The sequence below is a fragment of the Dactylosporangium sp. CA-139114 genome, from assembly GCF_050955725.1.
Taxonomy (GTDB): domain Bacteria; phylum Actinomycetota; class Actinomycetes; order Mycobacteriales; family Micromonosporaceae; genus Dactylosporangium.
In genome coordinates this window covers 4,163,688-4,186,231 of record NZ_CP192080.1, presented here as the reverse complement: position 1 = coordinate 4,186,231, position 22,544 = coordinate 4,163,688, and the positions used below count along the sequence as shown (strand labels likewise).

24 protein-coding genes are annotated in these 22,544 nt (G+C 73.6%); 11 read left to right on the top strand and 13 right to left on the bottom strand.

Annotated features, from left to right (window positions below):
- The first annotated feature begins 150 nt into the window (after positions 1 to 150).
- Positions 151 to 1,554, top strand: a complete 1,404-nt coding sequence (locus ACQP2P_RS19055) for a GH1 family beta-glucosidase (protein WP_433617775.1) — start codon at positions 151 to 153, stop codon at positions 1,552 to 1,554.
- Between the two features lie 84 nt (positions 1,555 to 1,638).
- Here the strand turns inward: ACQP2P_RS19055 and paaK are convergent, their stop codons facing one another.
- Positions 1,639 to 2,937: a phenylacetate--CoA ligase PaaK gene (gene paaK, locus ACQP2P_RS19050; RefSeq protein ID WP_433617774.1), complete on the bottom strand. Its 1,299-nt coding sequence runs from the start codon at positions 2,935 to 2,937 to the stop codon at positions 1,639 to 1,641.
- Positions 2,938 to 3,030: 93 nt separating this feature from the next.
- Here paaK and ACQP2P_RS19045 point away from each other — a divergent pair, with 93 nt between their 5' ends.
- Complete coding sequence (locus tag ACQP2P_RS19045; RefSeq protein ID WP_433617772.1) at positions 3,031 to 3,246, top strand: hypothetical protein; 216 nt, start codon at positions 3,031 to 3,033, stop codon at positions 3,244 to 3,246.
- On the opposite strand, the gene ACQP2P_RS19040 is transcribed toward ACQP2P_RS19045, so the two are convergent.
- The gene (locus ACQP2P_RS19040; protein WP_433617770.1) at positions 3,243 to 3,575 is read right to left on the bottom strand and encodes an STAS domain-containing protein; all 333 of its coding nucleotides are present in this window, start codon (positions 3,573 to 3,575) and stop codon (positions 3,243 to 3,245) included. The two genes, ACQP2P_RS19045 and ACQP2P_RS19040, sit on opposite strands and share 4 nt — an antisense overlap.
- A 99-nt stretch (positions 3,576 to 3,674) precedes the next feature.
- Here ACQP2P_RS19040 and ACQP2P_RS19035 point away from each other — a divergent pair, with 99 nt between their 5' ends.
- The 4 genes from ACQP2P_RS19035 (at position 3,675) to ACQP2P_RS19020 (ending at position 5,923) form a co-directional block, all read left to right on the top strand.
- Entirely contained in the window at positions 3,675 to 4,112 is a 438-nt protein-coding gene (locus ACQP2P_RS19035) for a response regulator (RefSeq protein ID WP_433617768.1), read from the top strand.
- A gap of 211 nt (positions 4,113 to 4,323) precedes the next feature.
- The gene (locus tag ACQP2P_RS19030; protein ID WP_433617766.1) at positions 4,324 to 4,743 is read left to right on the top strand and encodes a hypothetical protein; all 420 of its coding nucleotides are present in this window, start codon (positions 4,324 to 4,326) and stop codon (positions 4,741 to 4,743) included.
- A gap of 2 nt (positions 4,744 to 4,745) precedes the next feature.
- Positions 4,746 to 4,970: a helix-turn-helix transcriptional regulator gene (locus tag ACQP2P_RS19025; protein ID WP_433617764.1), complete on the top strand. Its 225-nt coding sequence runs from the start codon at positions 4,746 to 4,748 to the stop codon at positions 4,968 to 4,970.
- A complete protein-coding gene (locus ACQP2P_RS19020; RefSeq protein ID WP_433617762.1) occupies positions 4,967 to 5,923 on the top strand; it encodes an NAD(P)-dependent alcohol dehydrogenase in 957 nt (318 codons plus the stop codon). The genes ACQP2P_RS19025 and ACQP2P_RS19020 overlap by 4 nt, the downstream gene beginning before the upstream one ends.
- Before the next feature lie 129 nt (positions 5,924 to 6,052).
- Here ACQP2P_RS19020 and ACQP2P_RS19015 read toward each other — a convergent pair whose 3' ends face one another.
- Positions 6,053 to 6,487: a DUF309 domain-containing protein gene (locus tag ACQP2P_RS19015; RefSeq protein ID WP_433617760.1), complete on the bottom strand. Its 435-nt coding sequence runs from the start codon at positions 6,485 to 6,487 to the stop codon at positions 6,053 to 6,055.
- Between the two features lie 67 nt (positions 6,488 to 6,554).
- Here ACQP2P_RS19015 and ACQP2P_RS19010 point away from each other — a divergent pair, with 67 nt between their 5' ends.
- Both ACQP2P_RS19010 and ACQP2P_RS19005 read left to right on the top strand, forming a co-directional pair.
- Positions 6,555 to 6,818 (top strand): hypothetical protein, encoded by a 264-nt coding sequence (locus tag ACQP2P_RS19010; RefSeq protein WP_363344875.1) that lies wholly within the window; start codon positions 6,555 to 6,557, stop codon positions 6,816 to 6,818.
- A 312-nt stretch (positions 6,819 to 7,130) separates the two neighbouring features.
- On the top strand, positions 7,131 to 7,571 hold the full coding sequence (locus ACQP2P_RS19005) for an LppU/SCO3897 family protein (RefSeq protein ID WP_433617759.1): 441 nt from the start codon (positions 7,131 to 7,133) through the stop codon (positions 7,569 to 7,571).
- A gap of 40 nt (positions 7,572 to 7,611) precedes the next feature.
- On the opposite strand, the gene ACQP2P_RS19000 is transcribed toward ACQP2P_RS19005, so the two are convergent.
- Entirely contained in the window at positions 7,612 to 8,403 is a 792-nt protein-coding gene (locus ACQP2P_RS19000) for a maleylpyruvate isomerase family mycothiol-dependent enzyme (protein ID WP_433617757.1), read from the bottom strand.
- A 94-nt stretch (positions 8,404 to 8,497) separates the two neighbouring features.
- Between ACQP2P_RS19000 and ACQP2P_RS18995 the strand changes: the two genes are divergently transcribed.
- Positions 8,498 to 9,307, top strand: coding sequence for a phosphatase PAP2 family protein (locus ACQP2P_RS18995; RefSeq protein ID WP_433617755.1), 810 nt, complete (start codon positions 8,498 to 8,500; stop codon positions 9,305 to 9,307).
- 22 nt (positions 9,308 to 9,329) lie between these two features.
- A complete protein-coding gene (locus ACQP2P_RS18990; protein ID WP_433617753.1) occupies positions 9,330 to 10,133 on the top strand; it encodes a DUF2127 domain-containing protein in 804 nt (267 codons plus the stop codon).
- A gap of 101 nt (positions 10,134 to 10,234) precedes the next feature.
- Here ACQP2P_RS18990 and ACQP2P_RS18985 read toward each other — a convergent pair whose 3' ends face one another.
- Positions 10,235 to 10,939: a GntR family transcriptional regulator gene (locus ACQP2P_RS18985; RefSeq protein ID WP_433617751.1), complete on the bottom strand. Its 705-nt coding sequence runs from the start codon at positions 10,937 to 10,939 to the stop codon at positions 10,235 to 10,237.
- 84 nt (positions 10,940 to 11,023) lie between these two features.
- Positions 11,024 to 12,643: an AMP-binding protein gene (locus ACQP2P_RS18980; RefSeq protein WP_433617749.1), complete on the bottom strand. Its 1,620-nt coding sequence runs from the start codon at positions 12,641 to 12,643 to the stop codon at positions 11,024 to 11,026.
- 57 nt (positions 12,644 to 12,700) lie between these two features.
- On the opposite strand from ACQP2P_RS18980, the gene ACQP2P_RS18975 reads away from it, so the two are divergent.
- The gene (locus ACQP2P_RS18975; protein ID WP_433617747.1) at positions 12,701 to 16,345 is read left to right on the top strand and encodes a SpoIIE family protein phosphatase; all 3,645 of its coding nucleotides are present in this window, start codon (positions 12,701 to 12,703) and stop codon (positions 16,343 to 16,345) included.
- A 36-nt stretch (positions 16,346 to 16,381) separates the two neighbouring features.
- Here ACQP2P_RS18975 and ACQP2P_RS18970 read toward each other — a convergent pair whose 3' ends face one another.
- From ACQP2P_RS18970 to paaI, 7 genes are all read right to left on the bottom strand, one after another.
- On the bottom strand, positions 16,382 to 17,260 hold the full coding sequence (locus ACQP2P_RS18970) for an NAD(P)H-binding protein (protein ID WP_433617745.1): 879 nt from the start codon (positions 17,258 to 17,260) through the stop codon (positions 16,382 to 16,384).
- Positions 17,261 to 17,300: 40 nt separating this feature from the next.
- Complete coding sequence (locus ACQP2P_RS18965; RefSeq protein WP_433617743.1) at positions 17,301 to 17,777, bottom strand: GNAT family N-acetyltransferase; 477 nt, start codon at positions 17,775 to 17,777, stop codon at positions 17,301 to 17,303.
- 126 nt (positions 17,778 to 17,903) lie between these two features.
- Complete coding sequence (locus tag ACQP2P_RS18960) at positions 17,904 to 18,692, bottom strand: SDR family NAD(P)-dependent oxidoreductase (protein ID WP_433617741.1); 789 nt, start codon at positions 18,690 to 18,692, stop codon at positions 17,904 to 17,906.
- On the bottom strand, positions 18,685 to 19,938 hold the full coding sequence (locus ACQP2P_RS18955) for an MFS transporter (RefSeq protein ID WP_433617740.1): 1,254 nt from the start codon (positions 19,936 to 19,938) through the stop codon (positions 18,685 to 18,687). Before ACQP2P_RS18955 ends, ACQP2P_RS18960 begins: the two co-directional genes overlap by 8 nt.
- Complete coding sequence (locus ACQP2P_RS18950; protein ID WP_433617738.1) at positions 19,935 to 21,164, bottom strand: phenylacetate--CoA ligase family protein; 1,230 nt, start codon at positions 21,162 to 21,164, stop codon at positions 19,935 to 19,937. The genes ACQP2P_RS18955 and ACQP2P_RS18950 overlap by 4 nt, the downstream gene beginning before the upstream one ends.
- Positions 21,157 to 22,128, bottom strand: a complete 972-nt coding sequence (locus ACQP2P_RS18945; RefSeq protein WP_433617737.1) for an ATP-grasp domain-containing protein — start codon at positions 22,126 to 22,128, stop codon at positions 21,157 to 21,159. Before ACQP2P_RS18945 ends, ACQP2P_RS18950 begins: the two co-directional genes overlap by 8 nt.
- Positions 22,125 to 22,514: a hydroxyphenylacetyl-CoA thioesterase PaaI gene (gene paaI, locus ACQP2P_RS18940; protein ID WP_433617735.1), complete on the bottom strand. Its 390-nt coding sequence runs from the start codon at positions 22,512 to 22,514 to the stop codon at positions 22,125 to 22,127. The genes ACQP2P_RS18945 and paaI overlap by 4 nt, the downstream gene beginning before the upstream one ends.
- Positions 22,515 to 22,544: the final 30 nt, after the last annotated feature.

Below are 22,544 nucleotides of genomic sequence, written 5' to 3'. Positions count from 1 at the left end.
GCCGTTTCCGTCGTGTCAAGGGTTCGCGGTGATTCGCGGCCATGAGGCGCATCCGCGGACCTTGACACTCACCCACAAAGGGTCGCAGTCTGGTCACACAGTTTGGAGAGCGCTCTCCAAGCACTCCCTACGAGGCACGGGGTGATACGTGTGAGCACGACGGCAGTCCAGGCCGAGCAGGACGCGCTGACCTTCCCCTCGACGTTCTGGTGGGGCGCCGCCACGGCCGCGTACCAGATCGAGGGCTCCGTGGACGCCGACGGCCGCACCCCGTCGATCTGGGACACGTTCGCGGCCCAGCCGGGCCGGATCGACGGCGGCGACACCGGCGCCGTCTCGACCGGGCACTTCCTGCGCTACCGCGAGGACGTCAAGCTGATGGCCGAGCTCGGGCTGTCGGCGTACCGGTTCTCGGTCGCCTGGCCCCGCGTGCGCCCGGCCGGCGGCGGCGCCGACGGTGCGGTCAACGAAGCGGGCCTCGACTTCTACGACCGGCTCGTCGACGAGCTGCTGGCCGCGGGCGTGCGCCCGGTCGCCACCCTCTACCACTGGGACCTGCCCCAGGAGCTCGAGGACCGCGGCGGCTGGACGGCCCGCGACACCGCGCTGCGCTTCGGCGACTACGCGGCCGCGGTCGGCGCGCGCCTCGGCGACCGGGTGGCCCTGTGGAACACGCTCAACGAGCCCTGGTGCTCGGCCTTCCTCGGCTACGGCACCGGCGGGCACGCCCCCGGCCGCCGCGGCCACGTCGGCGCCCTGACCGCGACCCACCACCTGCTGCTGGCGCACGGGCTGGGCGTCGCGGCCCTGCGCGCGGCCGGCGTGACGGGCCAGGTCTCGGTGGCGCTCAACGCCGGGGCCGTGCGCCCGCTGACCGCGAGCCCGGCCGACGCCGACGCCGCCCGGCGCATCGACGGGCTGCTGAACCGGATCTTCTTCGACCCGATCCTGCGCGGGTCGTACCCGTCCGACACCATCGAGGACACCCGCGACCTGACCGACTGGCACTTCGTCCAGCCGGGCGACCTCGCGACGATCTCGGCCCCGGTCGACGCGATCTGCGTGAACTACTACCAGCCGGACCTGGTGAGCGCGGCCCCCGACGGCGTGCTGGACCACAACACGCCCTACCCGACCGCGCAGGCCGTCCGGTTCCACCCGACCCCGGGGCCGGTGACGCACATGGGCTGGTCGGTGGACCCGACGGGCCTGCGGGACCTGCTGCTGCGCATCAACCGCGACTACGGCGACCGCCCGATCTACGTGACCGAGAACGGCGCCGCGTACGACGACCGCCCCGGCCCGGACGGCGGCGTCGACGACCCGGAGCGCATCGCCTACCTGCGCGGCCACCTGGCGGCCGTGCACGAGGCGATCGCGGCGGGCGTGGACCTGCGCGGCTACTTCGTGTGGTCGCTGCTGGACAACTTCGAGTGGGCGTTCGGCTTCAGCCGCCGCTTCGGCCTGATCCGCGTGGACTACGCGACGCTGGAGCGCACGATCAAGGCGAGCGGCCGCTGGTACGCCGAGGCCATCGCGCGCAACGCCATCTGAGCCGGCCCCTGCCCCCTCGACGGCGGCCGGCCCACGCCAGCCAGCGCCCGGCCGCCGTCGGGGCCCAGCGCCCGTCAGCGCTCATCAGCGCTCATCAAGGACGCGGCGCATCTTGCCGGCCGAGCGCTCCACGGTGCCGGGCTCGGCCACCGCCACGCGGATCGTCACGCCGATCGAGCCCTTCACCGCCCGCTCCAGCTCCCGCGCGTCCGCCTCGGCCGTCTGCGGGGCCGAGCCCGGGCGGCGCTCGGCGCGCACGGTGAGCACGTCGAGGCGGTCGGCGCGGGACAGTACACACTGGAAATGCGGCGACAGGGACGGCCGGCGCAGCAGGAGCTCCTCGATCTGGGTCGGGAACACGTTCACGCCGCGCACGATCATCATGTCGTCGCTGCGGCCGGTGATCCGCTCCATGCGGCGCATCGTGCGCGCGGTGCCGGGCAGCAGGCGGGTGAGGTCGCGCGTGCGGTACCGGATCACGGGCATCGCCTCCTTGGTCAGCGACGTGAACACCAGCTCGCCGTAGGAGCCGTCGGGCAGCACCGCGCCGGTGACGGGGTCGACGATCTCCGGGTAGAAGTGGTCCTCCCAGATCGTGAGGCCGTCCTTGGTCTCGGCACACTCGTTGGCGACACCGGGGCCCATCACCTCCGACAGCCCGTAGACGTCGACGGCGTGCATCCCCAGGCGCCGCTCCAGCTCCGCGCGCATGTCCTCGGTCCAGGGCTCGGCGCCGAGGATCCCGACCTGCAGCGAGGTGTCCCGCGGGTCGAGGCCCTGGCGCTCCATCTCGTCGACGATCGCGAGCAGGTAGGACGGCGTCACCATGATGACGTCGGGCCGGAAGTCGCGGATCAGGGTCACCTGCCGCTCGGTCATGCCGCCGGAGACGGGCACGACCGTGCAGCCGAGCCGCTCGGCGCCGTAGTGGGCGCCCAGGCCGCCGGTGAACAGGCCGTAGCCGTAGGCGACGTGCACCAGGTCGCCGGGGCGCCCGCCCGAGGCCCGGATCGAGCGGGCCATGAGCCCGGCCCAGGTGTCCACGTCGGCCTTCGTGTATCCCACGACCGTGGCCTGGCCCGTCGTGCCCGACGAGGCGTGGATGCGGGCCACCCGCTCGCGCGGCACCGCGAACATGCCGAACGGATAGTTCGCGCGCAGGTCGGCCTTCGCCGTCATCGGGAATCGCGCCAGGTCCGCGAGGTCGCGCAGATCCGACGGGTGCACGCCGGCCGCCGCGAACGCGGCCGTGTAGTGCGGCACGTGCTCGTACGCGTGCCGCAGCGTCTGCTGGAGGCGGGCGAGCTGCAGGGCGGCCAGCTCGTCGCGGGAGGCGGTCTCGATCGGTTCCAGGGTGCCGGGGGCGGGGGTGACGTCACGCACACGACCATCCTGCACCCGCAGCTCAGCGCGTGCGTGCTCCCGATCACCCCCGCGCGCCGCCCGACCGCCCTTCTGAATCGATACAGTAGAGCCATGACCACAGCCATGACCACAGCGATGGAGACCACCACCCGCCGGGTTCGCACCGCGATCGCCGGCCGCATGCAGGCCCGCCGCGCCCGGCGCAGCCTGGAGCGCGAGATCGCCGCCTACCGGACCCCGGCCGAGCGCCTCGAGCTGGACCTGATCCTGGGCCGGCACACGGAAGAGGAGATCGCCGAGATCGACGCCATCCTCCGCAACCCCTAACCGAGCGCGGCGGCCGCCGCTTCCACCGTCGCGGCGATGGTGAAGACCTGGTCGAGCCCGGTGATGCGGAAGATGCGCGCGACCCGCTCGTCGGCGCACACGACGGCGAACCCGCCGCCGGCCTCGCGCGCCCGGTTGTACGCGCCGATCAGCACGCCCAGCGACACCGAGTCCATGAAGGTGACCGCGGCCAGGTCGACCACGAGCGAGGGCCGCGCGTCGAGCGCGGCGGTGATCGCGTCGCGCAGCTCGGGCGCGTTGCCGACGTCGAGCTCACCCTCGGCGCGCACGACCCCGTGCCCGCCCGCCGTGTCGATCGTGAACGCCACGGCGTAGACGGTAGCGGCTCGCGCACGGCTCGTGACCCCGGGGTCCGGCCCGGTCACGGCGCGCTACTGTGATGCGACCGGCGGCCGGAGGGAGGCGGGATGAGCGGCGCGCGGGGCGTGCCCATCGAGATCCTCCTCGTCGAGGACGACCCGGGCGACGTGCTCATCACGCGCGAGGCGTTCGCCGAGCACAAGCTGCACAACCGGCTCACCGTGTGCAGCGACGGTGCCGAGGCGCTGCGGTTGCTGCACCGCGCGGACGCGCCGCGGCCGGACATCATCCTGCTCGACCTGAACCTGCCCGGCGTCGACGGCCGCGCGGTGCTCGAGGCCGTGCACGCCGACCCGGACCTGGCCCGCATCCCGGTCGTGGTGCTCACCTCGTCCACGGCCGAGGAGGACTTCCTGCGCGGCCACCAGCTGCGGGTCGCGGGCTACCTGGCCAAGCCGGTCGACTTCGCCGGGCTGATGCGCGTCGTGCGGCGCATCGAGGCCTTTTACATCAGCGTGCGGCGCGCGGTCCAGGACAGGGCCTGACAGCAGCGGGACTCGGGTCCGCGGGGGTGCGGACCGTCGCTCCCGCCAGACACCGCTCGGCGCTGCGCGCCGTCGCTGCCAGGCCCGCCGTTGGTCACCCCACCCTGCTCTCAGTCCCTCGCGCTGGGCCATGTAAAGAATCCTTGACACGATGTCGGGGTCGCTTTACCTTCGTGATGTCAAAGATATTGGACACGTGAAGCGAGGGACCATGGCTCATCAGGAGAAACGCGCCTGGATCTACGCCGTTGTCGCCGTCGTCGTCTACGCCGGATACGTGACCGCGCTGCTGCTGCGGATGCCCGCCGAGGGCCTCACCGCCACGCACTACGTCATGCCCCTGCTGGTCGCGGTCGGCGCGTCGATGGTGCTCAACGTCGCCGCCGTGACCGTCGCCGCCGGCGCCGCACCGAAGGACGTGCAGCCCACCGACGAGCGGGACCGGGCGATCGGCCGGCTCGGCGAGTACGCCGGCTTTTACGTCATGAGCGTCGCCGCGCTCGTCCCGCTGGTGCTGGCGATGCGCGAGGCCCCGTACTTCTGGATCGCCAACTCCCTGTACCTGGCGTTCGTGCTCGCGGCCGTGGCGTCGGCGGCCGTGAAGATCGTCGCGTACCGGCGGGGGATGTAGGCGTGGGCAAGCCGACCCGCGTCACGAACTCGCTCCGCGCGCTGCGCTTCGCCCACGGCGAGATGACCCAGGCGGAGCTGGCCGAGCGCATCGGGGTCACGCGGCAGACCGTCAACGCCATCGAGCAGGGCAAGTACTCCCCCACGCTCGAGGCGGCCTTCCAGATCGCGCGGGCGTTCGGCGTCCCGCTCGAGGCAGTGTTCCACTATCCGCAGGAGGAGTCATGAGGGCGGTCGTGCGGCAGCGCTACGGCGACCCGATCGAGATCCGCGAGACCCCCGCGCCGGCGACCGGGCCCCGCGGGGTGCTCGTCGAGGTCCGCGCGGCCGGCGTCGACCAGGGCGTGTGGCACCTGGCGACCGGGCTGCCCTACGCCGTGCGGGCCGCCGGCTTCGGCCTGCGCCGCCCCCGCCGGCCGATCCTGGGCCTCGACCTCGCGGGCGTGGTCGCCGCCGTCGGGCCGGAGGTGACCGGGCTGCGCGTCGGCGACGAGGTGTTCGGCGCCGGCGACGGCACCTATGCGGAGCTGGCCGTCTCCACCGAGCGGCGCCTGGCCCGCAAGCCGGAGCCGATCTCGTTCGCGCAGGCGGCGACGGTCGCCGGGTCCGGCGTCGCCGCCCTGCAGGGCCTGCGCGACGCGGGGCGCCTGCGCCCGGGTCAGCGCGTGCTGATCCTGGGCGCGGGCGGCGGGGTGGGGTCGTTCGCGGTGCAGATCGCGCGCATCCTCGGCGCCGAGGTCACCGGGGTGTGCTCGGCCGCGAAGGCGGACCTGGTGCGCTCCCTCGGCGCGGCGCACGTCGTCGACTACGCGACCGGCGAGCCCACCGGCCGCTGGGATCTCGTCCTCGACACCGGCGGCGGCCGGAGTCTGCGCACGCTGCGGCACCTGCTGACCCCGGCGGGCACGCTGGTGATCGTCGGCGGCGAGGGAGGCGGCAAGTGGCTGCAGGGCAGCGACCGGCAGCTGCGCGCGGGCCTGCTCAACGGCTTCACCCGCCAGCACCTGACCGGCCTGCTGTCGAAGGCCACCGCCCCGCTGCTGGAGACGCTCGCCGCCTGGATGGCCTCGGGCGCGCTGACACCGGTCGTCGACCGCACCTTCCCCCTCGCCGAGGCCGCCTCGGCGCTGGACTACCTGCGGGCCGGGCACGCGCGCGGCAAGGTCGCGCTCACGCTCTGAGCCGCGGCGCGCACTCCCACCCGCTCACGCTCTGAGCCGTGGCGCGCACTCCCACCCGCTCACGCTCCGAGCCGTGGCGCGCACTCCCACCCGCTCACGCTCCGAGCCGTGGCGCGCACTCCCACCCGCTCACGCTCTGAGCCGCGGCGTGCCGGCCCCGCCCGTCCGCGCGAAGGCGACGAGCCCGTCCACGTCGATCCCGTGCGGCGCCTGGCCCGCATACGCCGCGATCCGCAGCGCCGCCCGGTCCAGCAGCCGGGCGGCGCCGTCGGCGTTGCCGCGCCGGGCGTGCGTGAGCCCGACGGCCAGCTGGGCGAGCCCGCGCCACAGCTCGCGCTCGGCCTGCGGGGCGGACTTCCAGGCGGCCTCGAGGACCTCGTGGGCGTGGAACGGCCGCCCCTCGTCCAGCAGCCCCTGCGCCCGCGCGAGCGCCTCCTCGGGCGTGACCTCGAGATCGTCGGGCATCGTCGGCACGCCCGCCACCCCGCGGGGCAACGGCCGCCCGAGCTCGTCCCGCGGCCGCTGGTTGCGCGCCCGGCCTTCGACATCTCGATCGCGCTCCATGCCTCCCAGCGTATTTCACGGTTTTCCGTGACGGTGGTTCCGCTCGATGTCGGGCATGATGGACCGCGTGACGCAATGGGAATATGCGCGACTGGAGTACCGTGCGGCCGGCACGCTGGGCACGGACAAGTTCGAGGACTGGGACGCCGTCTTCCACCACCCGGGCGGCGTGCAACGGTGGGGCACCGACGAGCGCTTCAACGACCTGCGCCACCTCAACCGCGCCGGCGCCGAGGGCTGGCAGGCCTACGACCGCGCCGCGATGATCATCGGTCAGCCGCACCGCCTGCACGCGGTGACCTACTCCCTGCGCCGCCCCATAGAGCGCTGACCCACAGCGCGCTGACCCTCGCCCCCTCCCAGCCGGGTCGCCGCCTCCTGCCCCGCCCGGTGAGCCGTCGGCCCGCCGCCCGGAGTGCATCGCGGTGGCGGCCCCGGCCCGCTCCGGCACGACGACCGCCGCCCTCCTGGACGACGACTCCCCGCCCACGCATGGCGCGTGTCGGGGGATGCCGGCGGGACCATGCGTGACAGCCGGATCGAGACAGCCGGATCGAGTCGGCATACGGACAGTCACGCGCATCAGCACCCGGGAGCCGGTACGCCTGACCCGTACCCATCCGGATTCCGGGGAGGCTCCACCATGACCACACCCGCGCAACCCGAACCCGATCCCCCGCTGCAGCCCACGGCGCCCGTGCACGACCCGATGCCGGGGCAGCCCGCGGTCGCGGCGCCGCCCAGGAGCGGCAAGCGCCGGCCGGTCACGATCCTGCTCTCGCTGGTCGTCCTGCTCGGCGTGCTGCTCGGCGCCGCCTGGTACTTCAACCGCGACGCGGCCGCGAACGCCAACGTCGGCGACTGCCTGCACGACCCGGGCGACAGCAAGCTCAAGATCGTGAAGTGCGACGGCGGCGACGCGGACTTCGTCGTGCTCGGCAAGGTCTCCGGCAAGAAGCAGAGCGAGGCGACCGGCCCGTTCACGTCCGTGTGCGATCAGTGGCCGGACAGCACCAACACGTTCTGGCAGGGCGAGCAGGGCAAGCAGGGCGACGTCCTCTGCCTCAAGTCGACGAAGCAGTGACACGAAGATGGGCCGGGGGCGACCCCCGGCCCACCGTCCGTCAGTAGCCGGGGAAGACGGCGCGCAGGTCGTCCAGGCTGATGGGGCCGGTGACGGTGACCGACGACGGCGTGTAGGCGGGCTTGAGCCGGCCCGAGGCCAGCCGCAGCCACGCCTCCAGCGTCAGCGACAGCGTGCCGTCCGGCGTGGCCGGGGCGGCCCCCAGCGCGACCGGGTCGGCCAGGTGCAGCCCGAGGGTCTCGCCGGTGTCGGTGAGCTGGACGAGCAGGTCCGCGGTGCGCCCGTCGAGGTTGGCCGGCTTCGCGATCCAGCCGAACAGGCCCTCGACGCGGTCGCCGATGAGCGCGGCCGCCTCGGGAGCGAGCTGCGCCGCCGGGTCGAGGCCCGCGCGCACGTCCCAGTCGTGGTAGCCGAACTCGGTCAGCCGCAGCAGCGCCGAGGTGGCCACGTCGACCGGCTCCGGCATCCAGCCGATGTCGATCTTGTGCGACTCGCGCTGCTCGGGCGTGAGCGCCTCGTAGGCCTCGACCAGGCGCTGGTTCGCGACCGGGAACGCGGCCTGGCGCTCCTGCGGGGTCATGGCGTCCCAGCGCGCCCAGACGCCCTTGTTGAACTCGAACTCGGGGGCGGGACGGCCCTCGAGCGAGGCCTGCACGGCCTCCAGGTTGATCTCGGCGCCGCTGCCCAGGTGGCTCACGACCTGCGACACATCCCACTCGTCGGCCGCCGACGGGCCGGTCAGCTGCTCCGCCGACAGGCCCGCGACCAGCGCGGAGAGGTCGTCGTGGCCCTTGCGCAGGGCGGCGATCGCCTGATCTGCCCGACTACTCATCAAACCCCCAAAAACGATCCGGAACCCGAGATACTTGAAGCATAAACAAGCCCGGAAATCTTGCGTCACCCGCAACATCAGGTAGCGTCGCCTGATGAACACGGGGGCCGAACTGGGTGAACGGCAGCACGCCACACGGTTGAGGCCCCGGGCATGGACCGAGTTGCTGCTGGTCCTGGGGCTGTTCCTCGCCTACAAGGTCGGCCGCCTCGCCGTCGACGGACGCGTCGGGGCCGCCTACAGCGACGCCGACCTGATCTGGCAGCTCGAACGCGTGCTGCGCCTGCCGGACGAAGCCGACGTCCAGCACCTGCTGCTCAGCGCGGATGCCCTGGTCCGGGCGGCCAACGTGTTCTACGCCGTCGTGCACTTCCCCGCCACGATCGCGTTTCTGATCTTCATGTACTGGCTCCGCCCCGAACACTACCTTCGCTACCGCCGCATCCTGGCGTGGCTCACCGCGGCCGGGCTCGTCATCCACTTCGCGTTCCCGCTCGCCCCGCCGCGGATGCTCGGCGACCTCGGGCTCATCGACACCGCCGCCGTGTACGGCCCCAGCGTCTACGGCCCGCCCCAGACCGACACGCTCAGCAACCAGTACGCGGCGATGCCGAGCCTGCACGTCGGCTGGGCCCTGGTCGTGGCCGCCGGGCTCATCCACGCCACCGCCTCGAAGTGGCGCTGGCTCTGGCTCGCCCACCCGGTCCTCACGATGCTCGTCGTCGCCGGCACCGCCAACCACTACTGGCTCGACGGCGTCATCGCCGCGATCCTCGTCGGCATCCTGCTCATGGCCACCAGCCGCCCGCAGCACGCCGCCCCGCGCATACCGCTCCAGGTCGGCCCCGCCCAGGCCGAGCAGCGGGAACGCGTCCAAGGCACAAAGCTGACATCACAACAATGATCCGTGCGGTATAGAAGATCGTGTGGATTGGAACCTGCGCACCTGTGCGCGCCGCGGGCACGTCACCTACGCCCCGACCGAGGATTCGTTCCGGGAGAAGCTGCACGCCACCACCCCGGTCGGCCCGGCCTGGCGGTGTCTGCGCTGCGGGGACTTCGTCATCGGCGAGCCGCACCAGCACGGGCCCGCCGAGCGCGCCCCCATCGTGCTGCGCGGGCGGGCCCTGCGCGACGCGCTGATCCTGCGCCTGCTCTCCCTCGAGCGGTTCATCAAGGGCCTGCTCTGCCTCGCCGCCGCCTACGGCGTGTTCCACTTCCGCAGCCACCGCGACGGCGTCGAGCGGGCCTTCAACGAGGACCTGCCGCTGCTCAAGCCCTTCATGGACAAGGTCGGCTGGAAGTTCGAGGACTCCGCGATGATCCACACCATCCGGACCGTCATCGAGGCCGAGGCCAAGACCCTCCTGTGGGTCGCGGCCGGGCTCGCCCTCTACGGCACGCTCCAGCTCATCGAGGGCATCGGCCTGTGGATGCTCAAGCGCTGGGGCGAGTACTTCGCCGTCGTCGCCACCTCCCTCGGCCTGCCCATCGAGATCTACGAGCTCACCGAGAAGATCACGTTCACCCGCGTCGGGGCGCTCGTGATCAACATCGTCGCGGTGCTGTACATCCTGCTGTCCAAGCGCCTCTTCGGGCTACGCGGCGGGAAGGCGGCGCACGAGGCCGAGCGGCACGAGACCAGCTTCCTCGAGGTCGAGCTCGCCGCGAACGAGCCCACCCTGCCGAAGGGCCTGCGCATCCCCAAGGCACCCGCAGGCGTCCGGTAGGCGAACAAACTGCCACTGGCGGGACACGCGCACGAGTCGTATAGTTAAGAGCGAGACCGGCATCTTCCCCCGTGGATGCCGGTCTTCTTATTGTCCTGAACTCAGCTGACGTTCTTGCGGATCGTGCGGATCGCGTTGAGGTTGTGCTCGCGGGCGCACGACTCCAGGAGCGCCGGGTCGTCCTCGCCCCGCTCCAGCCGCTCCAGCAGCTCGTCGTGCTCCTCGACCGCCGCCGCCACCCGCAGCGCCGGATACAGCGTCACCAGCACCCGCGACGCGTCGATGCGGTCCCAGATCGCGTCCAGCGACTCGATGACGTAGCGGTTGCCGCAGCAGCGGTACAGCGCCCGGTGGAACCGCCGATGCAGCGCCATCACCTGCCCGTGATCGATCGGCCCGGCCGCGGCCGCCTCGCGCAGCCGCCCGTTGAACGCCCGCGCCTCGGCCAGGTCCTCCGGCGACACCCGCGCCGCCGCGGCCGCGAACGCGAACCCGTCCAGCAGCGCCAGCATCTCGACGAGCTCCTCCCACTCGTCGTCCTGCAGCGTCGCCACCCGCGCGCCCACGTTGCGCTCGAACGCCACCAGGCCCTCCGCCTCCAGCCGGCGGATCGCCTCGCGCACCGGCACCGGGGAGACGTCGAGCTCCCGCGCCAGGGCGCTGAGCACCAGCCGCCGGCCCGGGCCGAGCCGGCCATCGATGATGCGCGCACGGATCTCGCGGTACGCGAGCTCGTGCTTGGACGGCTCCGGGTGCACCACGCGCCACTTCCCACTCTTGACAGGACCGGACGGGGCATCGATCATATACGATCATCGTATACGATCGACGTCGGCGGTCCGGCCGGGGCAACGGGGGCGGCCGGACCGTCAACGGCACGCGATCCACGATCACGCGTCGGTCATCGTAAGGCCCAGCTCCCGGGCGGACACCTCGCGCATCTCTACCTTGCGGACCTTGCCCGTGACGGTCATCGGGAACGCCTCGACGATCTTGACGTACCGCGGGATCTTGTAGTGCGCGAGCCGCCCCGCGCAGTAGGCCCGCACGGCCTCGGCGCTCAGCGGCCCGGCCCCCTCGCGCAGGCGCACCCAGGCCATCAGCTCCTCGCCGAACCGCTCGTCCGGCACCCCGATCACCTGGACGTCGACGATGTCCGGGTGACCGTAGAGGAACTCCTCGACCTCGCGCGGGTACACGTTCTCGCCCCCGCGGATCACGAGGTCCTTGATGCGCCCGACGATGGTGACGTAGCCCTCGTCGTCCATCGTCGCCAGGTCGCCGGTGTGCATCCACCGGGCCGCGTCCACGGCCTCGGCGGTGGCGTCGGGCTGGTTCCAGTACCCCAGCATCACGCTGTAACCGCGCGTGCACAGCTCCCCCGCCTCGCGCCGCGGCACCACCAGGCCGGTCCGCGGGTCGATGATCTTCACCTCGAGGTGCGGCCCGACCCGCCCGACGGTCGACACCCGCCGCTCCAGGTCGTCGTCGCGGGCCGTCTGGGTCGACACCGGGGAGGTCTCGGTCATGCCGTAGCAGATCGTCACCCCGGCCATGCCCATGTCGGCGATGACCCGCTGCATCACGTGCACCGGGCACGGCGAGCCGGCCATGACGCCGGTGCGCAGCGTCGAGAGGTCGTAGGCGGCGAAGTCGGGCAGCGCCAGCTCCGCGATGAACATCGTCGGCACGCCGTAGAGCACCGTGCAGCGCTCCTGCTCAACCGCGGCCAGGGTGCGCGCCGCATCGAAGGCCCGCGCCGGGATGACCATGCAGCTGCCGTGCGTGGTCGCGCCGAGGTTGCCCATCACCATGCCGAAGCAGTGGTAGAACGGCACCGGCAGGCAGACCCGGTCGGCCTGCGTCCAGCCCTGCGTCTCGGCCACGAAATAGCCGTTGTTCAGGATGTTGTGGTGCGACAGGGTGGCGCCCTTCGGGAAGCCCGTCGTGCCCGAGGTGTACTGGATGTTGATCGGGTCGTCGAAGGTCAGGGTCGCCTCCCGCTCCCGCAGCGCGGACCCGGGGGCCTGCTCCCGGGCGAGCGCGGCCCAGTCGTCGGAGTCGATGAAGATCACGTCGGCGAGGCCGGGGCGCACCTCGGTGACCATCGCGCGGTAGTCCGAGGTCTTCAGGCGCTCGGCCGAGACGAGCAGGCCCACGCCGGACTGCTCGAGCACGTAGGCCAGCTCGTGGGTGCGGTACGCCGGGTTGATGTTCACCAGGATCGCGCCGATCTTGGCGGTGGCGTACTGCAGGATCGTCCACTCGGGACAGTTGGGCGCCCAGATCCCGACCCGGTCGCCCTTGGCGATCCCGCGCGCGAGCAGCCCCCGCGCCACCGCCTCCACCTCGGCGAGGAACTCGCGATAGGTCCAGCGCCGGCCGGTGGGGACGTCGACGAGGGCATCGGCACCGGGCACGCGGGCGGCGGTCCGGTCGAGGTTGGCGCCGATGGTTTCGCCCAGCATCGGCCCGGCGGCGGCCCCGACGGAGTACGACAACAGTGTCATGCCGCGACGATGCCACCACCCTGCGCAAAAAGCACCAGGGAACATAAGCTGAAGAAGATGGGCGACACGGAGTTCAGCCGCGACCTGGCGGCGGTGGACTGGGCCGCGACTCCGCTCGGACCGCCCGAGTCGTGGCCGGCGAGCCTGCGCTCGGCGCTGGGCATCATGCTCGGCTCGCGCTTCGCGATGTGGATGGCGTGGGGCCCGCAGCTCACCTTCCTGTGCAACGACGCCTACCGGCGCGCCACGCTCGGCAAGAAGTACCCGTGGGCCCTCGGGCGGCCGGCGCGCGAGGTGTGGGCCGAGGTCTGGGACGAGGCCGGCCCCCGCATCCGGACCGTGCTGGAGACCGGCCGGGCCACCTGGGACGAGGGGCTGCGGCTGCTGCTCGAGCGCGGCGGCTTCACCGAGGAGACGTATCACACCTGCTCCTACGGCCCGCTCACCGACGACGACGGGGCCGTCGCCGGGGTGCTGTGCGTGGTCACCGAGACCACCGAGCGGGTCGTCGCCGAGCGGCGCATGGCCACCCTGCGCGACCTCGGGGCCGGGCTCGACGCGGCGGCGGACGAGGCGCAGCTGCTCGCGGCCGTCGAGCGCGGCCTGTCCGGGCGGCCCGACGATCTGCCCTTCACGCTGCTGTACCTCCATGACGGCGACCACCCCGTGCTCGCCGCGAGGACCGGCGTCCCCGACGGCCACCCCTGCACCGACCCCGCGACGTGGCCGAGGGTGGACGCGGCGCCGGTGAGCGCCGGCGGGCTCGACGGGCTGCCGTCCGGCGCGTGGGACGAGCCGCCGTCCGAGGCGCGGATCGTGCCGCTGACCCCGCCCGGTGGCGGTCGGCCACTGGGCTTTCTGGTCGTGGGCCTCAACCGGTACCGGCCGTTCGACGCCGCCTACGCGGGCTTCGTCGACCGCCTCGCCGGGACGGTCGCGGCCCGCCTGAGCACGGCCCGCGCGTTCGCGTCCGAGCACGGCCGCGCCGAGGCCCTCGCCGAGCTCGACCGCGCCAAGACCGCGTTCTTCACCAACGTCAGCCACGAGTTCCGCACGCCGCTGACCCTGCTGCTGGGCCCGGCCGACGACGCCCTCGCCGACCAGGCCGAGCCGCTGCCGCCGGTCCAGCGGGGCCGGGTCGAGGTGGTGCGGCGCAACGCCCAGCGGCTGCTGCGGCTCGTCAACACGCTGCTGGACTTCTCGCAGCTGGAGTCCGGGCGGCTCGAGCCGCACCGCGAGGCGCTGGACCTGGCCCGGCTCACCGCGGAGCTGGCCGGCATGTTCGCGCCCGCCGCGCAGCGGGCCGGGCTGCGCCTGGAGGTCGACTGCCCGCCGCTGCCGCGGACCGTCTTCGCCGACCGCGACATGTGGGCCAAGATCGTGCTCAACCTGCTGTCGAACGCGGTGAAGTACACCTTCACCGGCGGCGTCACGGTCCGGCTCACCCCGGACGGGGACGAGCACGTGGAGCTGGCCGTCACCGACACCGGCGTCGGCATCGACCCGGCCCACCAGGCCCGGATCTTCGAGCGCTTCCACCGGGTGCCGCAGGCCCGGGCCCGCACGCACGAGGGCTCCGGGATCGGCCTCGCGCTGGTCGCCGAGCTGGCCGCGCTGCACGGCGGGGCGGCCGGCGTGCGCAGCCGGCCCGGGGAGGGCTCGACCTTCACGGTCCGCATCCCCGTCGGGTCCGGCCCGGCGCTGCCGGCGCAGATTTCGCCCGTACCGGCCGTGCACGGCTACGTCGCGGACGTCGAACGATGGGTCGGCGCCCCCGCGAGCGCCCCGCCCGCGGGCCCCGACCCGGCCGCGCCCCGCGTGCTCGTGGTCGATGACAGCGCGGACATGCGCGACTACGTCCGCCGCATCCTCGGCGCCGACTACCAGGTGCTGGAGGCGGCCGACGGGGTGCGGGCGCTGCAGCTCGTGCGCGCCGACCCGCCCGACCTCCTGCTCACCGACGTGATGATGCCCGGCCTCGACGGGTTCGGGCTCATCGCGGCCGTGCGCGCGAATGGCCCCGGGCACCTGCCGGTGATCGTGCTCTCGGCCCGGGCCGGGGACGAGGCCACCGTCGAGGGCCTCGACGCCGGCGCCGACGACTACCTCGTCAAGCCGTTCAGCCCGCGGGAGCTGCGGGCGCGGGTGCGGGCCAACCTGGAGTTCGACCGCATCCGCCGCACCCGCGACGAGCTGCAGCGCAACCGGGAGCTGCTGGACCAGGCCCAGCGCCTGGCCGCCGTCGGCTCGTGGGAGCTCGACCTGACCACCGGCGACATCCGCGGCTCCGACGAGTTCCTGCGCCAGTTCGCCGTCACCCCCGAGCAGCTGCTCGACGAGCACGGCCGGCAGCTCATCAACGGCCGGGTGCACCCCGACGACCGCGCGCGGGTCGACGAGGCGATCGACGCCGCCGTCGAGGGCGCGCCGCTGGACTACGAGTCGCGGGTGCAGATGGGCGACGGCACCGAGCGCATCTTCCGCACCCGCGGCGAGCTCGAGCGCGACGCCGCGGGCAAGCCGGTCCGGCTGCGCGGCTCCAACCAGGACATCACCGAGCAGCGCAACGCCGAGCGGGCCGTCGCCGCCGCGGCCGCCGCGCAGGAGGCCGCGGCCCGGGAGCACCGCATCGCCGACCAGCTCCAGCGCAGCCTCCTGCCGCCGGTCACGCTCGCCCCCGAGCACCTGGAGCTCGCGGCCTACTACCGCCCGGGCGTCGCCGGGACGCAGGTCGGCGGGGACTGGTACGACGTCATCGAGCTCGGCGCCGACCGCACCGCCCTGGTGACGGGCGACGTGATGGGCCGGGGCGTGCCCGCCGCCGCCGTCATGGGCCAGCTGCGCGCCGCGGTGCGCGCCTACGCCCGGCTCGACCTGCCGCCGGCGGACGTGCTGGAGTACCTCGACGGGGTCGTGCGGGACCTGCGCGAGGACCAGATCGTCACCTGTGTCTACGCCGTCTACGACCCGGGCGAGCGCAGCCTGACCTACGCCAACGCCGGCCACCTGCCCCCGCTGCTGCTCCTGCCCGGGGCGGCGCCGCGCCCGCTGACCTCGTCCGGCCCGCCGCTCGGCACCGGCCCGCTGACCCTCGCCGAGGAGCGCCTGGAGCTGCCGGTCGGGGCGCTGCTCACGCTCTACACCGACGGCCTGGTCGAGCACCGCGACCGCGACCTCGACGCGGGCATCTTCGCCCTGGCCGCGCTCGTCGGCGAGCTCGACGGCCCGCTCGCCGACGCCCCCGACCGGCTCGTGAGCAAGCTGCTGCCGGACGGCCCCGACGACGACATCACGCTGCTCATGACCCGGGTCGTCGGCGAGCCGGGCGAGGAGCAGTCGGTCATCCGGCACATCCCGGCCCACGAGCGCGCGGTCCGCGACGCCCGGCGCCTGGTCGGCTCGACGCTGCGCCGGTGGGACGCGCCGCCGCGCGTCGTCGACGACCTGGTCCTGGTCGTGAGCGAGCTGGCCGCGAACGCGGTCCTGCACGGCCGCCCGCCGATCCAGCTGCGGCTGCGCCGCACGCAGACGCACGTGGTGCTGGAGCTGCACGACACGGCGCCGTACCTGCCGCGCAAGCGACGCCCCACCCCGGACGACGAGCACGGCCGCGGCCTGCAGCTGGTGGCGTCCCTGTGCGAGCGCTGGGGCACCCGGCCGACGGCCGAGGGCAAGGCCGTGTGGTGCATGCGCTCGCTCTAGGGCACCGCCGTCCTCCCCCCACGGCCGCGGCGTCTCCTACGGCAGCGCGTAGAGCCCGCGGCGGGCCGCGACGAAGGACTCGACCGTCATCGGGGGCGAGCCCGTCACCCGGGCCACGTCCGTCGTCAGGCGGTCGTAGCGGTCCTCGCGGTGCAGCCGCGCCATGGTGGCGATGTGCTCCCGGGTGTGCGCCGGCAGCCCCGACGGCGCCAGGACCTCGGCCTCCCAGCGGTCCGGGTCCGCGGCCACGTAGGTGATCTCGCGGCCCAGCGCGCGGGAGAACGCCGCCGCCACCTCCGGCATCGACAGCGCGCGCGGGCCGGTCAGCTCGTAGACGCGGCCGAGGTGCCGGGCCGGGTCGCGCAGGATCGTGGCCGCGACCCGGGCGACGTCGGCCACCGCGATCGGGGAGGTGCGGCCCGTGCCGAACGGCAGCTCGAGCGTGCCGCGCGCCCGGATCGAGGCGGCCGCGAGGGTCGTGAACAGCGGGTTGTCCAGGAACGCCGTCGGGCGCAGGTGTACCACCGGCAGCCCCGACCAGTCCAGGACGCGCTCGGCGAGCCAGTGCAGCCGCTGCTGGCGCGACTGGCCGGTGCTCGTCGCGGTCATCTGCGACACCGTCATCTGCGACAGGCCGACGAGCGCGCGCAGGCCGCCGCGGTCGCGGGCCACGCTCGCCACGACCGCCGTCGCGAGCAGGTGCTCGGGTGAGACCGGCATCGAGAAGAACATCGCGTCCGCCCCGTCGAGGGCCTCGGCGACCGACTCGGGCCGGGTGAGGTCCCCGACCACGGCGTCGAAGTCCACCGGGGCGGGACGGTGCAGCAGGCCGCGCACGGGCACGCCGGCGGCGCGCAGGTCGGCGAGCACCGCGCGGCCGACGTCGCCGACCCCGGCGACGAGGACGAGGTTCACCGGCCGCGCCTACCCGGGGCGGCGCGCTTCAACCACCCCGCTACGGCCGGGGCGAGCCCTCGGCGAGGTGGGCGAGGATGGCGGCCCGGGTCGGGCGGCGGTCCAGCTCCATGAACCGCTGCGGGCCCGCCACCGGCTCGAAGCCGCTGCGCCGGTACACCTCGTGGGCGTCGCGCGTGGCCAGCAGCAGCCGCAGCACGCCGGCCGCGGCGAGCTCCTCGACGATGCTGTCGACGAGCCAGACGCCCAGCCCGCGGCCGCGGTGTGCCGGGTCGACGTACACGTCGCAGATCCAGGCGAACGTGGCGCCGTCGGTGATCGCGCGGGCGAAGGCGACCTGGCGGCCCTCGTGCAGGACGGTGAAGGGCACCGAGCCGTCGATCGAGCGGGAGACCACCTCGAAGGCCCGGCCGGCGGCCCAGTACGAGTCCTCGCAGAGCCAGCGGTGCACGAGCGCCCGGTCGACGCGGGCGGGGTCGGTGGTCAGCAGGTATCCGTCACGTTCGCGTTCGCTCACGGGGGTGACCGTACCGCCGCCACCGACCGGGCCCGAGGGCCAAATCCGGATCAGCGGACCGGATCAGCCCGACCTCCTCAGGCATGCGCCTTCCCGCGTCACCCCGGGCACGGACCACGGCCGCGGTCAATGACCACCTTGTCGCAGCCAGTCGCCGGTCATGGCCTGCACCCCGCGGCCGTCGACGTCGGCGAGCTTGCGGGCCAGGTAGTCACGGGCGTGGGCGCTCGTCGGGATGCGAAACGGCGGGTCGGCGGCGGTGAGCGCGTCGACGATGACGGCGGCGACCTCGGCCGGGGTCTGGGCGCCCTCGACCGCGCCGGAGGCCACGAACCGCCGGTACGCCGTGAACGCGTCCGCGTAGGGCGGCTCGACCCGCACCGGGACCGCCTTGACGAACGCCGTGCCGAGCACCGCGGCCGGCTCGACCACGCACACCGTCACCCCGGCCGCGGCGGCCGTCGGCGCCAGGGCCTCGAGGTAGCCCTCGACGGCGAACTTGGCCGCGCAGTACGCCTCGTTGAACGGCTGGCCGATCGCGCCCCGGACGCTGCCGACGGTCACCACCCGCCCCCGGCTCGCGCGCAGCAGCGGCAGCGCCGCCTTCGTGACCGCGAGCACGCCGAAGAGGTTCACCTCCAGCACCGCCCGCACGGCCTCCAGCGACGCCTGCTCCAGGGTCCCGGGGGTGCCGGAGACCCCGGCGTTGTTCACGACGGCGTCGAGCCGCTCCAGGCCCGCGAGGCAGGCGTCGACCGAGGACCGGTCGGTGACGTCGAGGGGCACGACCCGGGTGCCGGGCAGCTCGACCGGCTCGCGCATGCCGGCGTGGACGGTCCAGCCGGCCGCGGCGAGGGCGAGCGCGGTGGCCCGGCCGATGCCGGTCGAGGCGCCGGTGACGAGGACGTCAGGCACGGGGCCCCTCCCCCAGCATCGGCTGCACCGGGGCCAGGGGCAGCCACGCGGACAGCCCGATCACGGTGCCGCCGAGCATCGTGGCGGTGACCGCGGCCCGGATGTCCATCGAGTGCGCGAGCGCGGTGACGACGAGACCCCCGGCGAACGCGCTGAGCGGGATCACGCCCCAGGTGACGGTGCGGTAGGCGGCGTAGATGACGGCCTGGTCGGCGATCGGCATGCGGGCCTGGCGCACCGACTGGGAGCAGATGTTGTACCAGGCGAAGAAGAACATGTAGGCGGCGAGCGTGGCCCCGAGCACCACCGCGGGCGGGCCGAGCCCCATGGCGAGGATGCCCAGGCCGCAGGCCGAGTGCAGCGGCATCGCCCAGGCCATCATCCGGGCCGGCCCGGCCCGGCGGCTGACCGCGGGGGCGACCAGCGCGCCGGCCACGGCCCCGGCCGCGCCGACGGTCATGACGGTGCCGAAGACGCCGACGCTCATGCCCCAGCCGTTGTACGCCAGGACGGGCAGCTGCGTGACGAAGACCGGCCCGCCGATGTTGGCCAGCAGCGTCCCCGCGGTGCAGCGGCGCAGCACGGGATCGCGCCAGTTGGCCCGGACCCCGACGAGCAGGCGCTCCCGCAGCGAGCCGGCCGGGCCGCCGAGGGCGCCGAGCGGGCGCAGCCGCCGGACGCACGCGGCCGAGACCAGGTAGGTGACCGCGTCGACGAGCAGCGCGGCGGCGCCGAGGAGCTGGAACAGGCCGCTGCCGAGGGCGGGCCCGCTGACCTCGGCGGTCATCCGGCTCGTCTCCAGCCGCGCGTTGCCGGTGACGAGCTTGTCCCGATCGACGAGGTGGGTGAGCGCGGGCACGTAGCCGATGTTGAAGAACACCGTCGCCGCGCTGATGACCACGACGCACGCGAAGAGCATCGGCACCGACAGCACGCCGCGCCAGTAGGCGATCGGGATGACCGCGACCGCGGCGCAGCGCAGCAGGTCGCACGCGATGAGCAGGCGGCGCAGGTCCCACCGGTCCACCAGCACCCCGGCCACGAGGCTCAGCACCGGGATCGCCAGGTACTGCGCCGTGGAGACGAGCCCGACCTGCAGCGGCGAGGCGTGCATGGCGAAGATGAGCAGCGCCGGCACCACGAACAGCGTGACGCGGTCGCCGGCGTTGCTCACCGTCTGCCCGGCCCACAGCAGGTTGAACTGGGGGCCGAGCGAGCGTCCGGTCCTCGGCGCGACCGTGGTCATGCGGCCGGGCGGCGCACGAGGTTGGGGACCTTGCCGGTGCGCTCGTTGCCCACGAGGGCCTCGACCACGCTCACCTCGAGCGCGTCGGCGTTGCGCTGGAACACGATGGACGGGCCGAACGCGGAGCCCAGCAGGTGCCGGCGGACGTCCTCGGCGAGGCCGGCCTGCGGGGCGCCGCCCGGCAGCACCAGCACCTCCAGCACGCTGCCGCGGTCGGTGAACTCCTTGACGACCAGCTGGGCCCGCGCGACGCCCGCCACGGTGGCGACGTCGCGGACCAGGTCGTCGACGTTGACGAGGTGCCCGCGGAACTTGATGAGCCCGTCGCGGCGCCCGAGCACCTGGAAGGCCCGCCCCTCCCGGCCGCACGGGCAGGCGACCAGCCGGCCGGCGTCGCCGGTGCGGTAGCGCAGCACCGGGTTGAGCCCCGCGGGGTTGAGCGTGGTGAAGTCGAGCATCTCGTCCTCGCCCCCGCCGGCGCAGACGAGCTGCGAGGGCAGCGGGTGCCAGGTGTCGGCCGGGCAGTCCGGCGTGTTGGTGCCCACGACCCACGTCTCGGTGCTGCCGAACATCCCCCACCGGCGGGCGTTGGGCGCGACGGCGGCCAGGTCCTCGTCCAGCTGCTCGTTCCAGGCCTCGCCGAGGTAGAGCACGGCGCGCAGGTCCGGCAGCTTGACCCCGGTGTCGCGGGCGTGGCCGAAGATGAGCCGCAGCACGCTCGGGGTGCCGCCGAACGCGGTGACCCGGCGCGCGGCGAAGAAGCGCAGCCAGGGGTCGTACTCGTCGCGGGTCATCGCGCCCAGGTTCATCGCGGTGCAGTGGGCGTGGTCGGTGAGGGCGTTGACGAGGAAGTGCGCGCCCCACATCTTGCCCGCGCTCCAGCCGTTGACGAACACGTCACCGGGGCCGATCGGCTGCCACTGCTCGTACACCTCCCGCATGTAGAGGCCCGTCGGGGCGTAGCCGACCTGGGGCGCGCCGGTGCTGCCGCCGCTCTGGAACACCCACGTGGTGGCGTGCTCGGCGCGGGGCTCGAGGTGCGCGAGCGCGGCCTGCAGGTCGTCCTTGAACATGGGCGGAACGGCGGCCAGATCCCGCAATGTGGAGGGTTCGGCGACGCCGTCGTAGCGGGCGGCCAGCCCCGGCACCGAGCGCAGCGCGGTGAACAGCTGCCGGACCCGGGCGACCCCGGCGGCGTCGAGGGTGTCGTGGGTGAACTCAGGCATGGCGGGCTTCCCTCCAGGCGGCGTGCGCCCGGCGGTAGGCACCGAACCGGGCGGCGATGAGGTCGTGCTGGACACCGGCGTCGGGGTTGCCGGCCGCGCCGTCGGTCTCGATCTCCGACAGCCAGTAGCGGGTGCCGTCGTGGAGGAAGTCGACGCAGAAGTACGGCGTCGGGATCCTCGCCACGAACCAGTCCACAGTGGACGCCAGCTCGTCCGGCAGGTCCACGAAGCGCATGCTGCCGCCGCGGCTGCCGCTGGAGCAGGGGGCGTCGTCCTTGGGGATCCGGGCCAGCACGGCCTGCACGCGGCCCTCGACGACGTAGAGGCGGTAGTCGGTGGTGCCGGCCCCGAGGTAGGGCTGGGCCACGAGCGTCGTCTCGCCGCCCTGGGCGAGGCTGAGCAGCCCGCGCAGGTCCTCCTCGCCGCGGGCCAGGTTGACGCCCCAGCCGGACGCCCACCCGGCCGGCTTGACGATCGCCGGGTAGGTCAGCTCCGCCAGCGCCGGCTCGTAGAGCCGCTGCTGGATGTCGCGGCCGCAGCCGATGCGCACGGTGGGGACGGGCGGGATCGGCGCGCCGGCCAGGAACAGGTTCGTGGCGAGCTTGTCGTTGACGACCGCCGACAGCCAGGGCGGGATCGGCAGGTAGAAGCCGGCCTGCTCCAGCACCGCGTAGACGGCGTACTGGTTGAACACGTCCATGGTGTGGTACGGCAGCGAGTACAGCGCCGTGATGAACGCGGTCTCGTCCGGGTCGACCAGCTCGCCGTCGACGAACACGCGCGGCCGGGCGGGGTCCAGCCCGTCGACCGCGATCGCGTCCGGCGCGTGGATCGTGAACGACATCCCCAGCTCCGCGGCGACCTTCTGGTAGGCGTCCCAGAACACCCGCCGCCACATGGCGCCCTGCCGGGCCGACTCCCGGTCCGGAAACACCCAGCAGATCCGTTGCAGTGTCTCGCTCATCGGACTCCCCTCGTCCTCACCGTCGCGCTCTGGCCACGGAACTCGGCGACGACCTCGCCGCCGTGGCGGACCGTGACGTCGTAGACCCCGCAGGCGCCCGTCGTCGCGCGCTCGACGGCCTCGGCGACCAGCTCGGCGCCGATCGGCACCGGCCGCAGGAAGGTGATCTGGGCGGCCTGCGCGAGCGCCACGCGGCCCTGGTTGCAGGCGTGGGCGAACGCGGTGTCGGCGAGCAGGAAGAGATAGCCGCCGTGCGCGATCCCGTGCAGGTTGGCCATGGCGTCGGTGACCCGCATCCGGGCCCGGGCCCGGCCGGGACCGACGTCGCCGACCTCGATGCCGTTGCCGGCCTCGCTGCCGTTGCCGGCCTCGCTGCCTTTCGTCATGCCAGGCAGGCTGGCAGGAGGCGCTGCAAA